The sequence below is a fragment of the Synechocystis sp. FACHB-383 genome, assembly GCF_014698605.1.
Classification (GTDB): domain Bacteria; phylum Cyanobacteriota; class Cyanobacteriia; order Cyanobacteriales; family Microcystaceae; genus Synechocystis; species Synechocystis salina.
In genome coordinates, this window is sequence record NZ_JACJTJ010000045.1 from 26,770 (window position 1) to 45,809 (window position 19,040).

The 19,040-nt window shown below is 47.2% G+C and carries 15 protein-coding genes; 7 read left to right on the plus strand and 8 right to left on the minus strand.

Annotated elements, in window-relative coordinates:
* The first annotated feature begins 26 nt into the window (after window positions 1-26).
* A complete protein-coding gene (gene phaE / locus H6G45_RS13610) occupies window positions 27-1,019 on the plus strand; it encodes a class III poly(R)-hydroxyalkanoic acid synthase subunit PhaE (RefSeq protein ID WP_190598953.1) in 993 nt (330 codons plus the stop codon).
* A gap of 213 nt (window positions 1,020-1,232) precedes the next feature.
* Window positions 1,233-2,330 (plus strand): class III poly(R)-hydroxyalkanoic acid synthase subunit PhaC, encoded by a 1,098-nt coding sequence (locus H6G45_RS13615; RefSeq protein ID WP_190598954.1) that lies wholly within the window; start codon window positions 1,233-1,235, stop codon window positions 2,328-2,330.
* Between the two features lie 25 nt (window positions 2,331-2,355).
* On the opposite strand, the gene H6G45_RS13620 is transcribed toward H6G45_RS13615, so the two are convergent.
* The 6 genes from H6G45_RS13620 to H6G45_RS13645 all read right to left on the minus strand — a co-directional run bounded on the left by H6G45_RS13620 (window position 2,356) and on the right by H6G45_RS13645 (window position 9,288).
* A complete protein-coding gene (locus H6G45_RS13620; RefSeq protein ID WP_190598955.1) occupies window positions 2,356-2,739 on the minus strand; it encodes a hypothetical protein in 384 nt (127 codons plus the stop codon).
* A 127-nt stretch (window positions 2,740-2,866) separates the two neighbouring features.
* The gene (locus tag H6G45_RS13625) at window positions 2,867-3,268 is read right to left on the minus strand and encodes a fasciclin domain-containing protein (RefSeq protein ID WP_190598956.1); all 402 of its coding nucleotides are present in this window, start codon (window positions 3,266-3,268) and stop codon (window positions 2,867-2,869) included.
* Window positions 3,269-3,441: 173 nt separating this feature from the next.
* Complete coding sequence (locus tag H6G45_RS13630) at window positions 3,442-4,737, minus strand: CO2 hydration protein (RefSeq protein WP_190598957.1); 1,296 nt, start codon at window positions 4,735-4,737, stop codon at window positions 3,442-3,444.
* Window positions 4,738-4,801: 64 nt separating this feature from the next.
* Window positions 4,802-6,310 carry an NADH-quinone oxidoreductase subunit M gene (locus H6G45_RS13635; protein WP_190598958.1) on the minus strand — a complete coding sequence of 503 codons (1,509 nt, stop codon included), beginning with the start codon at window positions 6,308-6,310 and terminating at the stop codon, window positions 4,802-4,804.
* A 116-nt stretch (window positions 6,311-6,426) separates the two neighbouring features.
* Window positions 6,427-8,274 (minus strand): NAD(P)H-quinone oxidoreductase subunit F, encoded by a 1,848-nt coding sequence (locus tag H6G45_RS13640; protein WP_190598959.1) that lies wholly within the window; start codon window positions 8,272-8,274, stop codon window positions 6,427-6,429.
* 372 nt (window positions 8,275-8,646) lie between these two features.
* Window positions 8,647-9,288, minus strand: coding sequence for a hypothetical protein (locus H6G45_RS13645; protein WP_190598960.1), 642 nt, complete (start codon window positions 9,286-9,288; stop codon window positions 8,647-8,649).
* Between the two features lie 415 nt (window positions 9,289-9,703).
* On the opposite strand from H6G45_RS13645, the gene psaA reads away from it, so the two are divergent.
* Together psaA and psaB are read left to right on the plus strand one after the other, a co-directional pair.
* A complete protein-coding gene (psaA, locus tag H6G45_RS13650) occupies window positions 9,704-11,959 on the plus strand; it encodes a photosystem I core protein PsaA (RefSeq protein WP_190598961.1) in 2,256 nt (751 codons plus the stop codon).
* A 246-nt stretch (window positions 11,960-12,205) separates the two neighbouring features.
* Window positions 12,206-14,401, plus strand: a complete 2,196-nt coding sequence (gene psaB / locus H6G45_RS13655; RefSeq protein WP_190598962.1) for a photosystem I core protein PsaB — start codon at window positions 12,206-12,208, stop codon at window positions 14,399-14,401.
* 21 nt (window positions 14,402-14,422) lie between these two features.
* Here psaB and H6G45_RS13660 read toward each other — a convergent pair whose 3' ends face one another.
* On the minus strand, window positions 14,423-14,608 hold the full coding sequence (locus tag H6G45_RS13660; RefSeq protein WP_190598963.1) for a hypothetical protein: 186 nt from the start codon (window positions 14,606-14,608) through the stop codon (window positions 14,423-14,425).
* A 394-nt stretch (window positions 14,609-15,002) separates the two neighbouring features.
* Between H6G45_RS13660 and H6G45_RS13665 the strand changes: the two genes are divergently transcribed.
* Both H6G45_RS13665 and H6G45_RS13670 read left to right on the plus strand, forming a co-directional pair.
* Window positions 15,003-16,304: a diguanylate cyclase gene (locus tag H6G45_RS13665; protein WP_190598964.1), complete on the plus strand. Its 1,302-nt coding sequence runs from the start codon at window positions 15,003-15,005 to the stop codon at window positions 16,302-16,304.
* A gap of 272 nt (window positions 16,305-16,576) precedes the next feature.
* Entirely contained in the window at window positions 16,577-17,275 is a 699-nt protein-coding gene (locus H6G45_RS13670) for a response regulator transcription factor (protein WP_190598965.1), read from the plus strand.
* On the opposite strand, the gene H6G45_RS13675 is transcribed toward H6G45_RS13670, so the two are convergent.
* A complete protein-coding gene (locus H6G45_RS13675) occupies window positions 17,272-18,246 on the minus strand; it encodes an alpha-ketoacid dehydrogenase subunit beta (protein WP_190598966.1) in 975 nt (324 codons plus the stop codon). The two genes, H6G45_RS13670 and H6G45_RS13675, sit on opposite strands and share 4 nt — an antisense overlap.
* Before the next feature lie 369 nt (window positions 18,247-18,615).
* On the opposite strand from H6G45_RS13675, the gene H6G45_RS13680 reads away from it, so the two are divergent.
* Window positions 18,616-18,927 (plus strand): BMC domain-containing protein, encoded by a 312-nt coding sequence (locus H6G45_RS13680; protein WP_010872076.1) that lies wholly within the window; start codon window positions 18,616-18,618, stop codon window positions 18,925-18,927.
* Window positions 18,928-19,040 lie beyond the last annotated feature (113 nt).

Here is a 19,040-nt window from a genome sequence, read left to right on the forward strand (position 1 = left end):
AGCCAGTAGTAAGGTGGATTTTGACCATGGAATCGACAAGTAAAACCTGGACAGAACTCATGACTCCCCTCAGTCAGTTCTGGCTGGAGTCCAGTAGTCAGGCTTGGAAGAATTGGTTTGACCTCATGGCCAAAGGGGGCGCTGGTGGGATGATGGGCAATGCCCCCCAGCCCTTTGAGTCTTTGCCCCAGCAGTTCCTCCAATCCCAGCAATTTTATGGACAGCTACTCAAACTTTCTTTTGAAGCTTGGCAGAGTCTGTGGCCCAAATTGGATAATGGTTCGGCCCAAGCGGCAGTGCAGGGCTACCTAGAACAGTTGCAAGCCCAGATTGAGCAATACACCATCAGCACCCAAGCTCTCCGGGGGGACATGGATGGTTTATGGCAGTGTTATCTCAAGGAAGTACAAAAATTTTCCCAACTCTGGCTCTCCACCTGGCAGAGTAGCGTCGCCCCCCTGGGCAAATTACCCACAGGCGACATCCATGCCTGGCTAGATTTAAGCAATCTTTATGGCGATGCCCTCTACAGTAAAAATCTGGGCAGTTTTATGCGATCGCCGTTACTGGGCCCCAGCCGGGAAATGAATGGCAAATTGTTACGGGCCTTTGACGATTGGGTCAAGTTATCCCATGCCATGGCGGACTACCAATTACTGGAAGCGGATATTCAATATCGGGGCTTTGCCGCCCTGATGGAAGATTTACTAGCCCGGGCCCAGGAAGATAAACCCGTTAAAACTTGGAAGGAATTTCAACAACGGTGGGCGATCGCCGCTGACCAAGTATTTGAAGAAGCCTTCTGCCAAGAGAAAAATCTTAAAGTACGGGGCAAATTTATTAATGCGTTGAATCGTTATCGGATTCAACAACAAGAGATTCTCGAAGCATGGTTAAAAACGCTCAACTTACCCACTCGCTCGGAGGTGGATGAAATTCATCAAACTATTTATCAATTACGGAAAGAAGTTAAAAGTTTGAAAAAGCGTTTAGGGGAAACGGAATCAGACCAAGGTTAAGATCTAGCCTGCCATACCTCCTCCATTGAATTGGTAATTGCCAAGCATATTTATGGCTAAGTTAGAGGAAAAATTCTGGCAAAATCTTTCAAAGCGCCAAATCTTAGCAGAGGATTGCAGAGAAAGAATTACAGTCTGTTCGGATAATGCCCTTGGTTAGCTGATTAACCGTTAATGTTTTTACTTTTTTTTATTGTTCATTGGTTGAAAATTATGTTGCCTTTTTTTGCTCAGATGGGCATGGAAGAAAATCTCCATGAAACGTTAGATTTTACTGAAAAATTCCTCTCCGGCTTGGAAAATTTACAGGGTTTGAATGAAGATGATATTCAAGTAGGTTTTACCCCTAAAGAGGCAATTTACCAGGAAGATAAGGTCGTTCTTTACCGCTTCCAACCGGTGGTGGAAAATCCCCTGCCTGTTCCTGTCTTAATTGTTTACGCTTTGGTGAATCGCCCCTACATGGTGGATTTGCAAGAAGGGCGTTCCCTGGTGGCCAACCTACTTAAACTGGGTTTGGATGTGTACCTAATTGATTGGGGTTATCCTTCCCGTGGCGATCGTTGGTTGACCTTAGAAGATCATTTATGCGGTTATTTAAACAACTGTGTCGATGTAATTTGCCAGCGCTCCCAACAGGAAAAAATCACCCTCCTAGGGGTCTGTCAGGGGGGGACATTTAGTTTGTGCTATGCTTCCCTTTTTCCTGAGAAAGTTAAAAGCTTAGTGGTGATGGTGGCCCCGGTGGACTTTGAGCAACCCGGTACTTTGTTGAATGCTAGGGGGGGCTGTACTTTGGGGGCCGAAGCCGTGGACATTGACCTAATGGTGGATGCCATGGGCAACATTCCAGGTGATTATCTTAATTTGGAATTTCTCATGCTCAAGCCCGTGCAATTGGGTTATCAAAAGTATCTGGATGTGCCAAATATTATGGGGGATGAGGCCAAATTATTAAACTTTCTCCGCATGGAAAAATGGATTTTTGATAGTCCCGATCAAGCGGGGGAAACTTACCGTCAATTCCTCAAGGATTTTTATCAACAAAATAAGTTAATTAAAGGGGAAGTAATGATCGGCGATCGCCGGGTGGATTTGCACCACCTCACCATGCCCATTTTGAATTTATATGCCGAAAAAGATCATTTGGTTGCCCCGGCTTCTTCCCTCGCTCTGGGGGAATATTTGCCCGAAAACAGTGACTACACCGTACAATCCTTCCCTGTGGGGCACATTGGTATGTATGTCAGTGGCAAGGTGCAACGGGATCTGCCGCCGGCGATCGCCCAGTGGCTATCAGAACGACAGTGAAAATTCTCTTGGAATCCCATAAAAATCAGGATTCATCCAGGGCTTTAACTGATACGTCCACCGCTTGCACGTCAATGGTGCCGGGGGGAGTGGGACGGGTAAATTGGCCATTGCTTACCTCCAAAACTTCCCCACAACTGGGGCATCGGCATGGTTGACCATCAAAGCCAGTGAAATGGTACTGACAAACGGGACAGTCCCCATCTACCAGTTTTCTCTTCAGCCACCAGCGAAATACCAAAAAACCCACTGTTGGGGCTAGGAACAGCAGCAAAATCAATAGAGCAATGCCATTGACAACCCATTTCAGACCAATGGCACTGAGCAGTAAGGCCACAGCCAGCACGGTCAAGCCACAACCTAGGCCTGATTGGTTGACGGTAACAAATTTGGGGGAAAAATTGTTCACAGATGGCTCCTACCAACAGCATTACCGTTGGGATTACTATTTTCCATCCTAGTCCATTGGCTCCGCAGTTGGAATACCAAGCCATTACCCCCTGGGACGCAGGTTTTGGACAAATAGGACACCATGCCTATCCCATCAGAATAACGTTATCAATTACATGGATGATGCCGTTGTCCGCTTCGATATCGGGGATAATTACCGTAGCATTTTTCACTTCAAACCCCTCCGTACAGTCAATGGCGATCGGGGAACCCTCCACCGAATCAACGGTTGATAGGCGACATAAATCGGCTTGGGTAAGCTTTCCAGCAACCACATGGTAGGTCAGAATCCGCGCCAATTGGGGAATGTTTTGTACTAGGGTGGTAATGGTACCGGGGGGAAGTTTGGCAAAGGCCGCATCAGTGGGAGCAAATACCGTAAAGGGCCCAGGGCTTTGCAATACATCAACCAAATTGGCCGCAGTGACAGCGGTTACCAAGGTGGAAAATCTATCGTCGGCCACGGCAATTTCAACAATGTTAGGCATGGATTTACTCAGCTTAGTTGGGCAAGCACGGAACAGTTAGCAGGAGCAGGGGTGAGGAAAACTTTCAATTTCCCCATTAGGGAGAAAAAATTCACAATTTTCCCAAAAATGGGGAGATTGAAGACAAAATTTCAGTTTATTTCAACCCAGTCTGTAGGTTAAACTGAAGGCAACTAACGATAGCGATCAGTTTGAATATCTTTTAAGCGGGCCTCAGGACGGAGAAATCGGTCAATTTGAGCTTCAAAAAATTGTCGATTTTTAGCTAAATGCCGGGGGTTAGGATCATCTAGGGGATATAACAATGCTGTCCGTAAAGCCTGGATAACTGCCGATGTAACATTGTACATTGAGCGCTGGAAGGTAATCCCCAGTTGCACCAACATATCGTCTTCGCCCCGGCAATGTTTTTGATAATATTCCACCAAGTAGGGCGGTAAAAAGTGCAACATATCATCCATTAACAACGTGGGGGGAATGCCCGCAGTACCAACGGGGAAAACATCGGCGTACAAAATACCGTAGTGAAAATCCTTTTGTTCGTCTGGTACCTGTTTGGCCTGGGCATTGTAGGATTTGGTGCCCCGGAATGGCGCCGTGCGGTAAAACACAGCTTCCACATAGGGTAATGCCGCTTCATAAAGCCAAGTAAAACCTTTAGATTTGGGAATAATTTCTAAACATTCGCCATCAATATAAACATGGTGATAAATGGGGCGGCCAGCAATGGCAAAAATACCGTTAACTAAGAAGTTCATGGCATCAGGAACTCCTTTAAATCCACCCTCATCGTAAATGTCGGACATTTCAAAGAATACCGGCGCCATCACTTCCCAAAAAAGCCCCAAATTGGAATAGTAGGATAGTTCTCTAACCTGTTCCAAAAATAAATCAGGGAAAAGTTTATACAAAGCCAACATAGGGGGATTACCCTTGAAGTAAGCGCGAATCGCTTTATCTGCGTTGGCCTTATATTCATCACTGTCTAGGTAAGCGTCGAATTTGCCCATGCCCATATCCCGGCCATGCCATAGCATTGCTTGCATACAGGCTTCCGCAAACTCCATATTGATGCGGTCATGCCAGAGGTGATGAAACAGTTTGGGCATTTTGGTGGTGTTGCCTTTTTCCATGAATTCCAGCAACTCAGGATGGGCGGAAGCTTCCCCCCGCCAGATTCTCAGATCGGCAGTTTCCCCAGCATAGTGGTTGGCTAGGTCTAAATATTCCTGGGGCAAAAAATATTTAAAGAAACGTAGGGGATTCAGGAAAACTCGCTCCGCAATGTAGAGCAGATCCCGCCAGTAAAAATCCATGGGCACAGCATAGGCTTTGTAAATACCGATAATCTGCATCAAATTTTCTGGGGTGTCTGGCAACATGGATCCACCGGCTTCAAGGCGATGGATAACGTCCGCAAAGGGATGGGTGGAGGGGGGTAAGATGGTGTTTTGGGTCAGGGTAGTCATTTCTGGTTCACGAGGGAAAAATAAACTGCACTCAAGACAACGGACAATGGCAACGGCGCTAAAGTTATGGCAAGGTCACCCCTTGGGCTAATTGCTCAACAGCGGGAGTGCCATGGGGCAGTTGGGCAATCATTTCATTGGTGGTGGTTTGCGTCCAATGCACTAAATAGTTGGGCTGAACACCGAGGAAGAAAATAATGGCGGTTAATACCAGGGCCGGTAGCATTTCCGAGGCTAATACTTTCGGATAGTAAGCCTGTTGATTATCAAGCTTGCCAAAGCAGGTACGGTTTAAAAGAATGACAAAATAGACCGCTGTTAAACCCGAAGCCAGAATGCAGAGTAGGGTGGGAATGGGAAAGGTGGGAAAACTGCCTTGGAAAACGATGAATTCCGCTGCAAACCCCACCAAGCCAGGAATGCCAGCACTGGCCATGCCCCCAGTAATTAATAGGGCACTGGTGAGGGGCAAACCCCGAATGGGATTCATCAAGCCATTCAACACATCCAGGTCGCGGGTACCAGCTTTCCGTTCGACGATACCAACCAGGTGAAATAACAAGGCCAAAATCAGGCCGTGGCTAACCATTTGGGCCACTGCCCCCAAAACACTTAATTCCGTGCCAGCGGCGGCGGCCACCAAGATATATCCCATGTGGCCAATGGAGCTGTAGGCCACCATCCGTTTGATGTCTTTTTGGGCGATCGCCGAGAGGGCTCCGTACAGTACAGTGACGGTGCCAATGATGGCTAGCACCGGGGCAAACTGGGCCCAGGTTTGGGGAAATAATTGCAGACCAAAGCGAATGATGCCGTAGGTTCCAAGTTTGGATAAAATTCCCCCCAATAGAATAGCCGTGGCCGGGGAAGCTTCTGTGTAGGCATCCGGTAACCAAGTGTGGAGAGGCACTAGGGGAATTTTGATGCCAAAACCCAGCAAAATTAGAATCAGCAGAACGGTTTGGGCAGACTCAGTGAAGGTTTGGGTAATTTGTGGGTTGTAATCAAAAGAATGGCTACCACTTAGCAAACTCATGCCGAGAAAAGCCGCCAACACCAACAGACCAGAAAAGGCAGTGTAGAGCAGAAATTTCATGGAGGCATAACCCCGCTTTTCCCCACCCCAAATGGCGATCATCAAGTAGAAGGGAATTAATTCCAGTTCGTAGAAGACAATAAATAGAAGCAAGTTTTGGGCTAGTAAGGCACCGGAAATACCAGCATTAATTAACAAAATCAAGCCATAATAAAGTCTTGACCTATTGACGTTGGGCCCAATACTGTAAATCGCCACTCCCGTTAACAAGTTATTAAGAATGACTAGGGGGAGGGATAACCCATCAATGGCAAGGCTGTAGTTTAAACCAAGCTGGGGAATCCAAGGTATATATTCCTGGAATTGAAACTGGGGGTCCGTAACATCAAACTTAAACAACACTAGCAATGACCAAACCAGGGTCAACACAGCAAATAGTTCGGTGATTTGCCGCAGTTGTTTGGCTGGTATGTTGCCCGGAAAAAAGCCAATAATTAAAGCTCCGATAACTGGCAGGATTAATAGCAGGCTAAGCATGGCAAAAAGAGGTGATAAATCAGTTAGATGAAGGTAAATCTTGCCGGGGGAAAATCAAACACAAACCAGAGTCAATGGATGGAATTCGTTCAGTTTTGATTTTCTTGGACTTGGGCTTAAAATGCTTGGCCAAATAGGGAATAACTGAGAAATGCGCCAATTAAAGTCAAGCCTAGAACGATGGAAAGGACATAAAATTGCGTCTGACCAGAAACGTTATATTTCAGGCTCTGACCACTAAAAATTGTTACGATGCCGATTAAGTTAATTACTCCATCTACAAAGGTTTTGTCGAACCAGTTAATCAAACGAGAAATTGAGTCAATGATGGCGACAATGGTGATTTTGTAGAATTTGTCTGTATATAAGTCATAGGCAAAAAAGTTTTGTAGTGCGGGCAAGGGTAAATTAATCGGTTTACTAATTTTGGGATTGAGGTAAATAAAGGCTGAGCTTCCCACACCAAGCAAGCTAGAAATAATTAAGACTGAGCTTAGTCCCCAATTGATATCGGCAAAATCCGGCAATAAATTTCCTTGCTTTAAAATGAGGGACAGATGCAGAGCAAAACCCACTGTTACCACCATGGGCAGCACCAGGGCCCACAAACCCTCTGGCGATCGGGTAGTCATCGGTTTAGCTACACCACCGAAAATCAAACAAAATTCCCTGGTTACATTGAAGGCGGTGAGTAGATTGACAACTAACAAAACTCCCACTAGTAAGGGATTGGTCTCTGCTAAATGTTCTGTCAGTTTTAACCAAGCCCAAAAGGTGCCAAAGGGAGGTAGGGCAATAAGGGAAGCAATCCCGACCAGATAACTCAAACCAGAAATCGGACGACGACTCCAAAGACCACCGTACTGGGTCAAGTCCTGGCTAACATTGTTAAGAATAATGCCCCCCACACACATGACCAAAATTGCCATGGCGAAGGTGTAGGTGAAAATCAATTGTAGAGCCGTTTCTCCTTGCCCTGTGCCCACAGCAATGAAGACCAAGCCCATATAAGCACTAACCACATAGGAAAGGGACCGCTTAATATCAATCTGGGCAATGGCGATGAGGGAAGCACCGATCGCCGTTAGGGAACCGACAGTGACCATGAAGGTTAAAGCCACAGGGGAAAGGGCCAGAATGGGTTGTACTTTTACCAAAACCCATGCTCCCGTTGAAACCACCACTGTATTCCTGAGAATGGTGGCGGGAATCGGCCCTTCCATGGCTTCATCCAACCAGAGATGGAGCGGAAATTGGGCACATTTAGCCAAAGGTCCAGCAATTAAGGCTAGACAAAGCAGAGTAGCGGCGGTGGGATTTAAGTCTGCACTGGCAGCCCATTGAGCTAAATCATCATAATTCCAACTTCCAGCCAGAGGTAGTAGGGCCACCACCCCCATTAATAAAATTAAATCCCCAACCCGTTTAGTTAAAAAAGCATCCCTCGCCCCGGTCACCACTAGGGATTGATTGAACCAATAGCCAATGAGAAGATAGGTCCCTAGGGTCAAAATTTCCAGAACAACGTAGCTGAAAAACAGTGAGTTGCACAACACTAAAGTGCATAATCCCGCTTCAAATAGAGCCATTAGCGAGAAAAATCTGGCCCAGCCCCAGTCCCTTTCTAGGTAGCCAATGGCATAAATCTGTGCCCCCAAGTTAAGGCCAGTAATCACCACTAAGGCAGCAATGTTGACGGTGGATATTTTTAAATCAAAGCTAATCTCTAGGTCGGCGGCCTGTAGCCAGGGAAAAGAAAGATCGATGGCGGGTTGCTGCCAAATATAGATAAGCACTAGCAGACTATGCAAAAATGCAGTGAAAGTCATTAAAGTGCTGATATAGCCCGCCGGTCTTGGCCCCGTTTGTCGAGTTAAGCCCGGTGACCAAGGGACTGCCAAGAGGGCACCTAAGAGAGCGTAGCAAGGTACTAGCCAGATAATTCGACTTAAACTTTCTAACATGGGGGTTGTGGGAAATTTTGTTAACAAGGTTCCACTTTCGCCGTCCAAACGTTCGAGTCACCGAAAAATTTTCCGGATTACTCGGTGCGAAGAACCCAGGACCGTCTAGAACCTAGACAGAGAAAAGCTAATACAATTAAAGTGATGGCCGAAATGGCTGATTTTATCTAGGCCCCAAGGAGACGCGACCATAGCCAAGCAGCAATGGTAGACGCTAGATGCATAGAAACAGTGTTATTTGTTACACCATATCATAGGTTAAATAAAATCCCAGATCAACAACCATTTGCTTAAGTGAATGATAAGTCTGGGTAATTAGAGGAAATGGCGATCGCCCTGGGGAGAGTTCACTCCTGGGGCAAATTTGGTCTTTTAATCTGAACCATCAAATCGGTGATTAATCTGTTGCCATTCCCGCAGTAGGGCCCGACATTGCAAACAGTCCAAAATTTTTAGCAAATCGACTAGTTGTGAAGGGACATGGAACTCGGCTCCGATCGCCTTGGGGTTGGGGGAAAAATCTTCGTTGATCCTGATCCAATAGCCATGGAGCTTTTGGTTGGAGAAAGAACTATTAACGGTCCAACCGCCGGGATTGAGGGGCACTATTTCAGTGATGGCATCCAGGGGGACATCCAGTTCCCGATTGAGAATTTCAGCCAAAGTTAGCTCCACCTTAGTTATATCCGTGAGCCTTCCTCCGGGAAAATCCCAAGTAGATCGACCTATCCCCGGCCGGAAAATAGGATGGGGTAAAAGCAAGCGATCGCCCTGTTGGGGCAACAACACCAAAGAATCAGCCTTTTCCACTCGCCAATAATCCAATCTCCTGGCCTGGCCGTCCTGCCACCTTTCTCCTTTCAAAGTCAACCAGGGATTTTTAACCTCAGCAAAACATTCCAGCAGAGTCCAAGCCAGACCGTCGGACTGATTTTCCTGTTCAGCTTCTGGGCCAATTTGTAAAACGTCCCCATCGTCCCAAGGGCGATCATAATTTTTATCTATGGAGAGCATTGCCAAAATCCTTTTCTTAACATTTCTTAAAATTAAGGCCGTTATAGCAACAACATTGATTAATTTCTATCTAATTTTTGACGGTGTCCATTGCTATCAGTTGTAAATTGATGAAAATGCTGTAAATTTTTGTAACAAAGTTCAACTTTATCTTGACTTTTGTAAGTCTTTGCAAAATCCAGGAGCTAGAACTGGTCAGGGCTGGGGCAATTTTTAATTATTGTTACGCAGGTCTTGCCTAGGGGGGGGGAGGCCGTATTATCTTCTAGTGATGTTTGCTGAAAACGCCTATCTGTGCAAGGTTTAACATCGTTATTATGAAGCGAAAACTAATTCCCTTTTTTACGCTTCCTCTATTACACTATTCTGCATAGGAAACCCTTAATAGTTCATTGTCGAGCGAGGAGAACCCTGCATGACAATTAGTCCACCCGAAAGAGAGGCTAAGGCCAAAGTCTCGGTTGATAACAATCCGGTACCAACTTCCTTCGAGAAGTGGGGCAAGCCGGGTCACTTCGACCGGACTTTAGCTAGAGGTCCCAAAACCACCACCTGGATTTGGAATCTCCATGCCAATGCCCATGATTTTGATAGTCAGACCAGCGATTTAGAAGATGTTTCGCGCAAAATCTTCAGTGCTCACTTTGGGCACCTCGCTGTGGTCTTTGTTTGGTTAAGTGGAATGTACTTCCACGGCGCGAAATTTTCCAATTACGAAGGTTGGTTAGCTGACCCCACCCACATTAAACCCAGTGCTCAAGTGGTTTGGCCCATTGTTGGTCAAGGCATTTTGAATGGAGATGTGGGCGGCGGCTTCCACGGTATTCAGATTACGTCCGGCCTGTTTTATCTCTGGCGGGCCTCCGGTTTCACCGACAGCTATCAGCTTTACTGCACCGCCATTGGTGGTTTGGTTATGGCTGCCCTAATGCTGTTCGCTGGCTGGTTCCACTACCACGTCAAAGCTCCCAAATTGGAATGGTTCCAAAATGTGGAGTCGATGATGAACCATCATTTGGCTGGTTTGTTGGGTTTAGGCTCCTTGGGATGGGCGGGTCACCAGATCCACGTTTCCATGCCCATTAATAAACTTTTGGATGCTGGGGTTGCTCCTAAGGACATTCCCCTCCCCCACGAGTTTATTTTAGAGCCGAGCAAAATGGCGGAACTCTACCCCAGCTTTGCCCAGGGCTTGACGCCGTTCTTTACCCTCAACTGGGGAGTCTACGCTGACTTCCTCACCTTTAAGGGGGGATTGAATCCGGTAACCGGCGGATTGTGGTTATCTGATACCGCTCACCACCACTTGGCGATCGCCGTCCTGTTCATCATTGCCGGTCATATGTACCGCACGAACTGGGGCATCGGTCACAGTATGAAAGAGATCCTCGAAGCCCACAAGGGCCCCTTCACCGGGGAAGGTCACAAAGGACTTTATGAAATCCTGACCACTTCTTGGCACGCTCAATTGGCCATTAACCTCGCCCTGTTAGGTTCTTTGACGATCATCGTTGCACAACACATGTATGCGATGCCGCCCTACCCCTACCAGGCGATCGATTACGCTACGCAGCTATCCCTATTCACCCACCACATGTGGATTGGCGGCTTCCTCATCGTAGGGGCCGGTGCCCATGGCGCCATCTTCATGGTGCGTGATTACGATCCCGCCAAAAACGTTAATAACTTGCTGGATCGGATGCTGCGCCACCGTGACGCCATCATTTCCCATCTCAACTGGGTATGTATTTTCCTCGGCTTCCATAGCTTCGGTCTCTACATCCACAACGACACCATGCGGGCTTTAGGCCGTCCCCAGGACATGTTTTCCGACACGGCCATTCAATTGCAACCGATCTTTGCCCAATGGGTACAGCACCTGCACACCTTGGCCCCCGGAGCCACTGCTCCCAATGCCTTGGCCACTGCCAGCTATGCCTTTGGTGGAGAAACCGTTGCCGTTGCCGGTAAAGTCGCCATGATGCCCATCACCCTGGGTACGGCAGACTTCATGGTTCACCACATCCACGCTTTCACAATCCACGTAACGGCCCTGATCCTCCTCAAAGGGGTTCTGTATGCCCGTAGTTCTCGCCTTGTCCCCGATAAAGCGAATCTCGGCTTCCGTTTCCCCTGTGATGGCCCTGGTCGCGGCGGCACCTGCCAAGTATCTGGTTGGGACCACGTTTTCCTTGGTCTGTTCTGGATGTACAACTCTCTTTCCATCGTCATCTTCCACTTCAGTTGGAAAATGCAATCCGATGTTTGGGGTACCGTTTCCCCCGATGGCGGTGTCACCCATGTGACCCTGGGTAACTTTGCCCAGAGTGCCATCACCATCAATGGCTGGTTGCGGGACTTCCTCTGGGCCCAAGCCGCCAACGTAATCAACTCCTACGGTTCTGCCCTGTCGGCCTACGGCATCATGTTCCTTGCTGGACACTTTGTCTTCGCCTTCAGCCTCATGTTCCTGTTCAGTGGACGGGGATATTGGCAAGAGTTGATCGAGTCCATTGTCTGGGCTCACAACAAACTGAATGTGGCTCCTGCCATTCAACCCCGCGCTTTGAGCATCATTCAAGGTCGTGCGGTCGGTGTAGCGCATTATCTCCTCGGAGGTATTGTTACCACCTGGGCGTTCTTCCTCGCCCGCAGTCTTTCCATTGGCTAGACTTTGAGCTGAAGTTGGGTTTTCCGGGATAAACCAGGGGGATTGGCTGAGGTTTTTAACTCGCCCTAATCTTCCCCCTGCCCTTCACCCTCCCCAGCCTTTAATAGAAGCGGTTTTAATTTCGCTTTTACCCTATATTCACCCCTATAACCCCTTGTTATAGTGGCTTTAACAATCCGGAAATGAGCAGCGCTTCTGCATTAGCCTCATTTTGCTTGCTTAACGAGGAGAATTTCCGAAAAAGCTATGGCAACTAAATTTCCTAAATTTAGCCAGGATCTCGCCCAAGACCCGACTACACGGCGTATTTGGTACGGGATTGCTACGGCCCACGACTTTGAAACCCACGATGGGATGACTGAGGAGAATCTTTACCAAAAGATTTTTGCCTCCCACTTTGGTCACATCGCCATCATTTTCCTGTGGACGTCTGGCACCCTTTTCCACGTTGCGTGGCAAGGTAATTTTGAACAATGGATTAAAGATCCTTTAAACATTCGCCCGATCGCCCATGCGATTTGGGATCCCCACTTTGGCGAGGGGGCAGTTAATGCCTTCACCCAAGCTGGGGCTTCTAACCCGGTTAACATTGCTTATTCCGGGGTTTACCACTGGTTCTACACCATTGGTATGACCACCAACCAAGAGCTCTACTCTGGTGCGGTCTTCCTATTAGTGTTAGCTTCCCTGTTTTTGTTTGCAGGCTGGCTACACCTCCAACCGAAGTTCCGTCCTAGCTTAGCTTGGTTTAAAAATGCCGAATCCCGCTTAAATCACCACTTGGCTGGTTTGTTCGGGGTTAGCTCCTTGGCTTGGGCTGGTCACTTGGTCCACGTCGCGATTCCCGAAGCCCGGGGTCAACACGTTGGTTGGGATAACTTCCTGTCTACCCCTCCCCACCCTGCTGGTTTGATGCCTTTCTTCACCGGCAACTGGGGCGTGTATGCAGCGGATCCCGACACTGCTGGCCACATTTTTGGTACTTCTGAAGGTGCTGGTACCGCAATCTTGACCTTCCTGGGTGGTTTCCACCCTCAAACGGAAGCTCTCTGGTTAACGGACATTGCCCACCACCATTTGGCGATCGCCGTGATCTTCATCATTGCTGGTCACATGTATCGCACCAACTGGGGCATTGGCCACAGCATCAAAGAAATTCTTAATGCCCATAAAGGTCCCCTAACCGGCGCAGGCCATACCAACCTGTACGACACCATCAATAACTCCCTCCACTTCCAACTCGGCTTAGCCTTGGCAAGCTTAGGGGTTATTACTTCCCTGGTGGCGCAGCACATGTACTCCCTGCCCTCCTACGCCTTTATTGCCCAGGACCACACCACCCAAGCAGCCCTCTACACCCATCACCAGTACATTGCTGGATTCCTGATGGTCGGTGCTTTTGCCCACGGTGCCATCTTCTTTGTCCGGGATTACGATCCTGTGGCCAATAAAGATAATGTGCTGGCCCGCATGCTTGAACACAAAGAAGCACTGATTTCCCACCTCAGTTGGGTATCCCTCTTCTTGGGCTTCCACACCCTTGGTCTTTATGTCCATAACGATGTGGTGGTGGCCTTCGGTACCCCCGAAAAACAAATTCTGATCGAGCCTGTTTTTGCTCAATGGATTCAAGCAACTTCCGGTAAAGCTCTCTATGGCTTTGACGTATTGCTCTCCAATCCTGACAGCATTGCTTCCACCACTGGAGCCGCTTGGTTACCCGGTTGGTTGGATGCTATCAACAGCGGCACCAATTCCCTGTTCTTGACCATTGGTCCTGGGGACTTCTTGGTTCACCACGCCATCGCCCTAGGGTTGCACACCACTGCCCTGATCTTGATCAAAGGTGCTTTGGATGCCCGTGGTTCCAAGTTGATGCCGGACAAAAAAGACTTCGGTTACTCCTTCCCCTGTGACGGCCCCGGCCGTGGCGGTACCTGCGACATCTCTGCTTGGGATTCCTTCTACCTAGCCATGTTCTGGATGCTGAATACCCTGGGCTGGTTGACCTTCTACTGGCACTGGAAACACCTCGGTGTTTGGACGGGTAACGTTGCTCAGTTCAACGAAAACTCTACCTACCTGATGGGATGGTTCCGGGATTATCTCTGGGCAAACTCTGCTCAGTTGATCAACGGCTACAATCCCTACGGTGTTAACAACCTGTCGGTTTGGGCTTGGATGTTCCTCTTCGGACACCTGGTCTGGGCCACCGGCTTCATGTTCCTGATCTCTTGGCGGGGTTACTGGCAAGAGTTGATTGAAACCATCGTTTGGGCCCACGAGCGCACTCCTTTGGCGAACTTGGTTCGTTGGAAAGATAAGCCCGTTGCGTTGTCCATCGTTCAAGCCCGTTTGGTTGGCTTAGCCCACTTCACCGTTGGTTATGTCCTCACCTATGCGGCATTCCTAATTGCTTCCACAGCGGGCAAGTTCGGTTAACGAAAATCCTCTGTTAGGTAATTAAGCTTGTCCCCTGCCCTCGTTGGTGGGGGATTTGCTTTGGGGATTAAATATTGCCATGGAAATCTGGCGATCGCCTAGGGGTACCGCCCGAACTAATTGGATTTGCTCAATGCCACTGTCAATGAAATCCGCTCTTGTATATTTAGCCAACTTGCCCCGCCCATACCGTGTGCAGATAACCACAAATTGTTCATCTGATTTTTGTTCAACCAAATGCCGTGATTATTCATGAGTAGCATTGTGGCTTCAACCTATTCTCAGTCGAACTTTAAATAATTGAGATTATTTTGATAGAATCGAGGAAATGCTCATTAGAGCCTACTCAAAAACAAACTATCGGAATTTTACACCCACTCTCTTCAAAATTCTCTCAAGACCAACAGGAAAGCGAAAGAGTTTATCTTGAGTTGACTCGTGTCCCAAAAACTTTGCTGGCGGTGGTCACCGGCGGCCCTTGGTTGGGATCTTATGATTCGTTTTAAATATTTTCGGCGAACACTTTATCTCCTAATGATTTCCTGATAGTAGAAGTTTTCCCGACAATCATCCACATTTTAATAAGCCGGATTGGCTGGATATGAGTATTAAAAGAAAAGTATTGATGTTTTTATCTTTGCTATTTCTAACAGCCATTGGTAACGGTGCCATAAGTTTTCAAATAGAAAAATATGGTGAAGAAAAACTAGAATGGGTCAATCATACGAATCAAGTTTTAGGTGAAATAAGTAACTTTTTAGGCAGTATAGATAACGCTGAAGCTAATCAAAGAAATTATTTGCTTACCAAAAGGCTATCCTATTTGATGCATTATCAGATTAGTTTAGAAAAAATTGAATATCATTTCAAGCAATTGAAAACTTTGACTATAGACAATCCTATTCAGCAACAACGTTTAGACTCCATCAAAAAATATCTTGAAATTAATCTCAATGAGTTATCAGAAACAACTCGTTTAAATCAGGAAAATAATTATGTCAAATCCCTTGAAATTATCAATCAAGGTAAAGGCAGGAAGTCAATGGAAGATATCAGAAATGTACTTAGGGAAATGGTAAATACAGAAAATGTTTTGCTAGAGCAAAGGAAGGGTGATTACCGAAGGAACAGAGCAGTGCTATTTACATTTATTTATATTCAGATCATGTTTTTTGTATTTCTTGCCTTTATGACTCTCTCATTTTTAAATAAACAATTATTTTCACCACTGAAACTACTTCTTGCTAGCACAGAGAAAGTTGACAAAGGCGAAAAACTTGATGTTTCAGATATTTTGCCCAATGATGAAATTGGCTATCTACTCTCTGCTTTTTTTAAAATGAACGAAAGAGTGCAGGAACGGACGCAAATATTAGACTATAAAGTTCACCATGATGAATTAACTGGACTGGAAAATCGAGCAGACATGTTTGATAAAATTGACGATTCTATCAAAAAATCACAACAATGCAATTCTAAAACTGCCATTTTATTTATAGACCTAAATAAATTCAAAAAAATTAACGATACCCTTGGCCATGACGCTGGAGATCTAGTACTAAAGGAGACAGCTAATCGACTTCAGCAGGCTGTTCGCTCTGATGATGATCTGTTCCGCATCGGTGGAGATGAATTTATTTTGATAATACAAAATCTTGAGAATAGCTTAAAGGTTGAGGATATTGTCTTTAATATCTTAAAGATTTTTAAAAGACCTGTAATAATTCAGGGCCAATCAATTGAAATTTTGCTCAGCATTGGCATTGCCATTGCACCTGATGATTCAGAAAAAGGTGATGAAATTTTAAAATTTTCTGATATTGCAATGTACGAAGCCAAGCAGGATGAAAATACTGAGTTTAAATTTTTTGATCGAAGTATGCTGAAGCGTTGGAGTGATTAGTGAGCAACCTATTGTAAATAAAAGAATGGAACGCTGTTATTTGCTATTATTCAATGTCATTAACAAATACCATTCCATTTACTCCGTCCTTGATTTTGTTAGCTCCTTCCCTAAGCTTGACATCCACGATCATACGTCACTAGAAATACTGCATGCTGTGGGAATAACTTTTTCAATCAATTATAAAATTAATTAGTAAGTCAGTCGGAATCATATTTGGTTCCAGTTTGCTTCCAGGGATGGGTGGTCTATTTGTGGGAGGAGAATTAGCCATGGCCAATATTCTTTTAGTGGACGACGAAAATGCTTTAACGGAACCTTTAAGCAAAGCATTAGGGCATCAGGGTTATCGCACTGATGTGGCCGACCAAGGTCAAATGGGTTTAGCCATGGCGATCGCCGGTCAATATGACTTATTAATCCTTGACTGGATGTTGCCCCAGGTATCTGGGTTGGAAATTTGTCGTCAAATTAGGGCTCTGGGACGGTCAACGCCGGTTTTATTTCTCACTGCTAAAGATACCCTCGATGACCGGGTGGCGGGCTTAGATGCCGGTGGAGATGACTATTTAATTAAACCCTTTGAATTAAGGGAACTTTTAGCCAGGGTGCGAGCCCTATTGCGACGGCAAGGCCAAGGAGAAATCTCTCCAGAAATTCCAGGTAAAAGCAATGTGCTTAGTGTCAACAACGTCAGCCTAGATGTGGCTAATCAAGTGGCCTATTGTCAAGGTCAACGCATTGCCCTGTCGGAAAAGGAAGTGGCCCTGCTGAGTCTGTTCCTTCAGGCCCCGGGGCAAATTTTGAGCCACGAGGAAATCTATGCTCGCCTCTGGCCGGGAGAATCCCCCCCCAGTAGCAACGTTTTGGCCGCCCTAGTGCGGTTGCTACGACGCAAAATTGAACAGCCCAATGCCCCCCGCCTGATTAATTCTGTTTACGGCAAGGGCTATTGCTTCGAAGTCTATTAACCGACGATCGCCTTGACCGCGTCGACAATTTGGGGTGGTTGGACAATGGTCAGCCGTTCCAACATGCCGTTATAGGGGGTGGGAATATCCTGGGAAGAAAGGCGCACCACCGGAGCATCTAATTCATCAAAGAGATGGTCATTGATGAGGGCGATTAATTCTGCCCCAATGCCGCCAGTCTTCATACATTCTTCGACAATAATTACCCGATGGGTTTTCTTCACCGAAGCGCTAATGGTTTCCATGTCAAAGGGCTTGAGGGAAATCAGGTCGATTACTTCCGGGTCGTAACCTTCTTTTTCCAAGGTTTTGAGGGCCTGTAAGCAATGGTGACGCATGCGGGAATAGGTCAAAATGGTCACGTCTTTACCAGGACGCACCACTTCCGCTTTATCCAAGGGCACAATATATTCGTAGTCGGGCAGATTTTCCTTCAGGTTGTACAGCAGTACATGCTCAAAAAATAACACTGGGTTATTGTCCCGAATGGCCGCTTTGAGTAAACCCTTGGCATTGTAGGGGGTGGAGCAAGCCACAATTTTTAGCCCCGGCACTGCATGGAAATAGGCCTCCAACCGTTGGGAGTGCTCTGCCCCTAACTGTCGACCTACGCCCCCAGGCCCCCTAATGACCATAGGAATTTGGTAATTGCCGCCGGAAGTGTAGCGCAACATGCCTGCGTTATTGGCAATTTGGTTAAACGCCAACAGTAGGAAACCCATGTTCATGCCTTCAATGACTGGGCGTAACCCTGTCATGGCCGCCCCCACCGCCATGCCGGTGAAACTGTTTTCGGCGATCGGGGTATCCAACACCCGCATTTCGCCATACTTTTCGTACAAATCCTTGGTCACCTTGTAGGAACCGCCATAGTGCCCCACATCTTCTCCCAGCACAAGGACGTTGACATCCCGTCCCATTTCTTCGTCAAGGGCTTGGCGTAGGGCGGCAAACAGTAGGGTCTCAGCCATGATTTCTGGGGGAAAACTTAGTTTGTAGTAACGATTTGGACCGCCGCCGCATCTCCCCCCGCTGATCCGTAAAGATAAAACAAGCAAGGGCGATCGGGGCACAACAATCTAGTATTTTGACACACTGACTGGCCCCCATAGCGGGGATTTTAGTCAGGGAGCAAGGTGGGCATCGATTAGGGCGCCAGCTCGAAAGCTATTCGTTGTTCCCTGCCCAAGCAAACAATTCCCCTGGTTAACAGCCCTGGCACCTTGCGTGTTGATTTGCCCGTGCCACGTTTTTGATAGGATGAAAGGCTAGCTGAGTTCTAATCCTCGCTTACCCAGTCCGATTGATTGTTCCCATCCGTCCCCCCAGAGGAATTTCCCATGCCCCAGGCCGTTGGCGTTATACAAACTCTTGGCTTTCCCTCCGTTCTGGCCGCCGCCGATGCCATGCTCAAGGGGGGAAGGGTGACCTTGGTGTACTATGACTTGGCGGAACGGGGAAATTTTGTGGTCGCAATACGGGGTCCAGTGTCGGAGGTCAATCTCTCGATGAAGATGGGTCTAGCCGCGGTCAACGAATCCGTTATGGGGGGAGAAATTGTCAGCCACTACATCGTCCCCAATCCACCCGAAAATGTCCTGGCGGTTCTGCCGGTGGAATACACAGAAAAAGTCGCTCGCTTCCGCACCTAACGGAGACTTTGCCGCCCTCGTGGTCCGATGTACACCACTTAGCCTATAGTTGACCATGGGATTCTCGCTAATCTCCACCCCGACCAGTCGTTAAGTCGAGGGTTTTGGTTCGA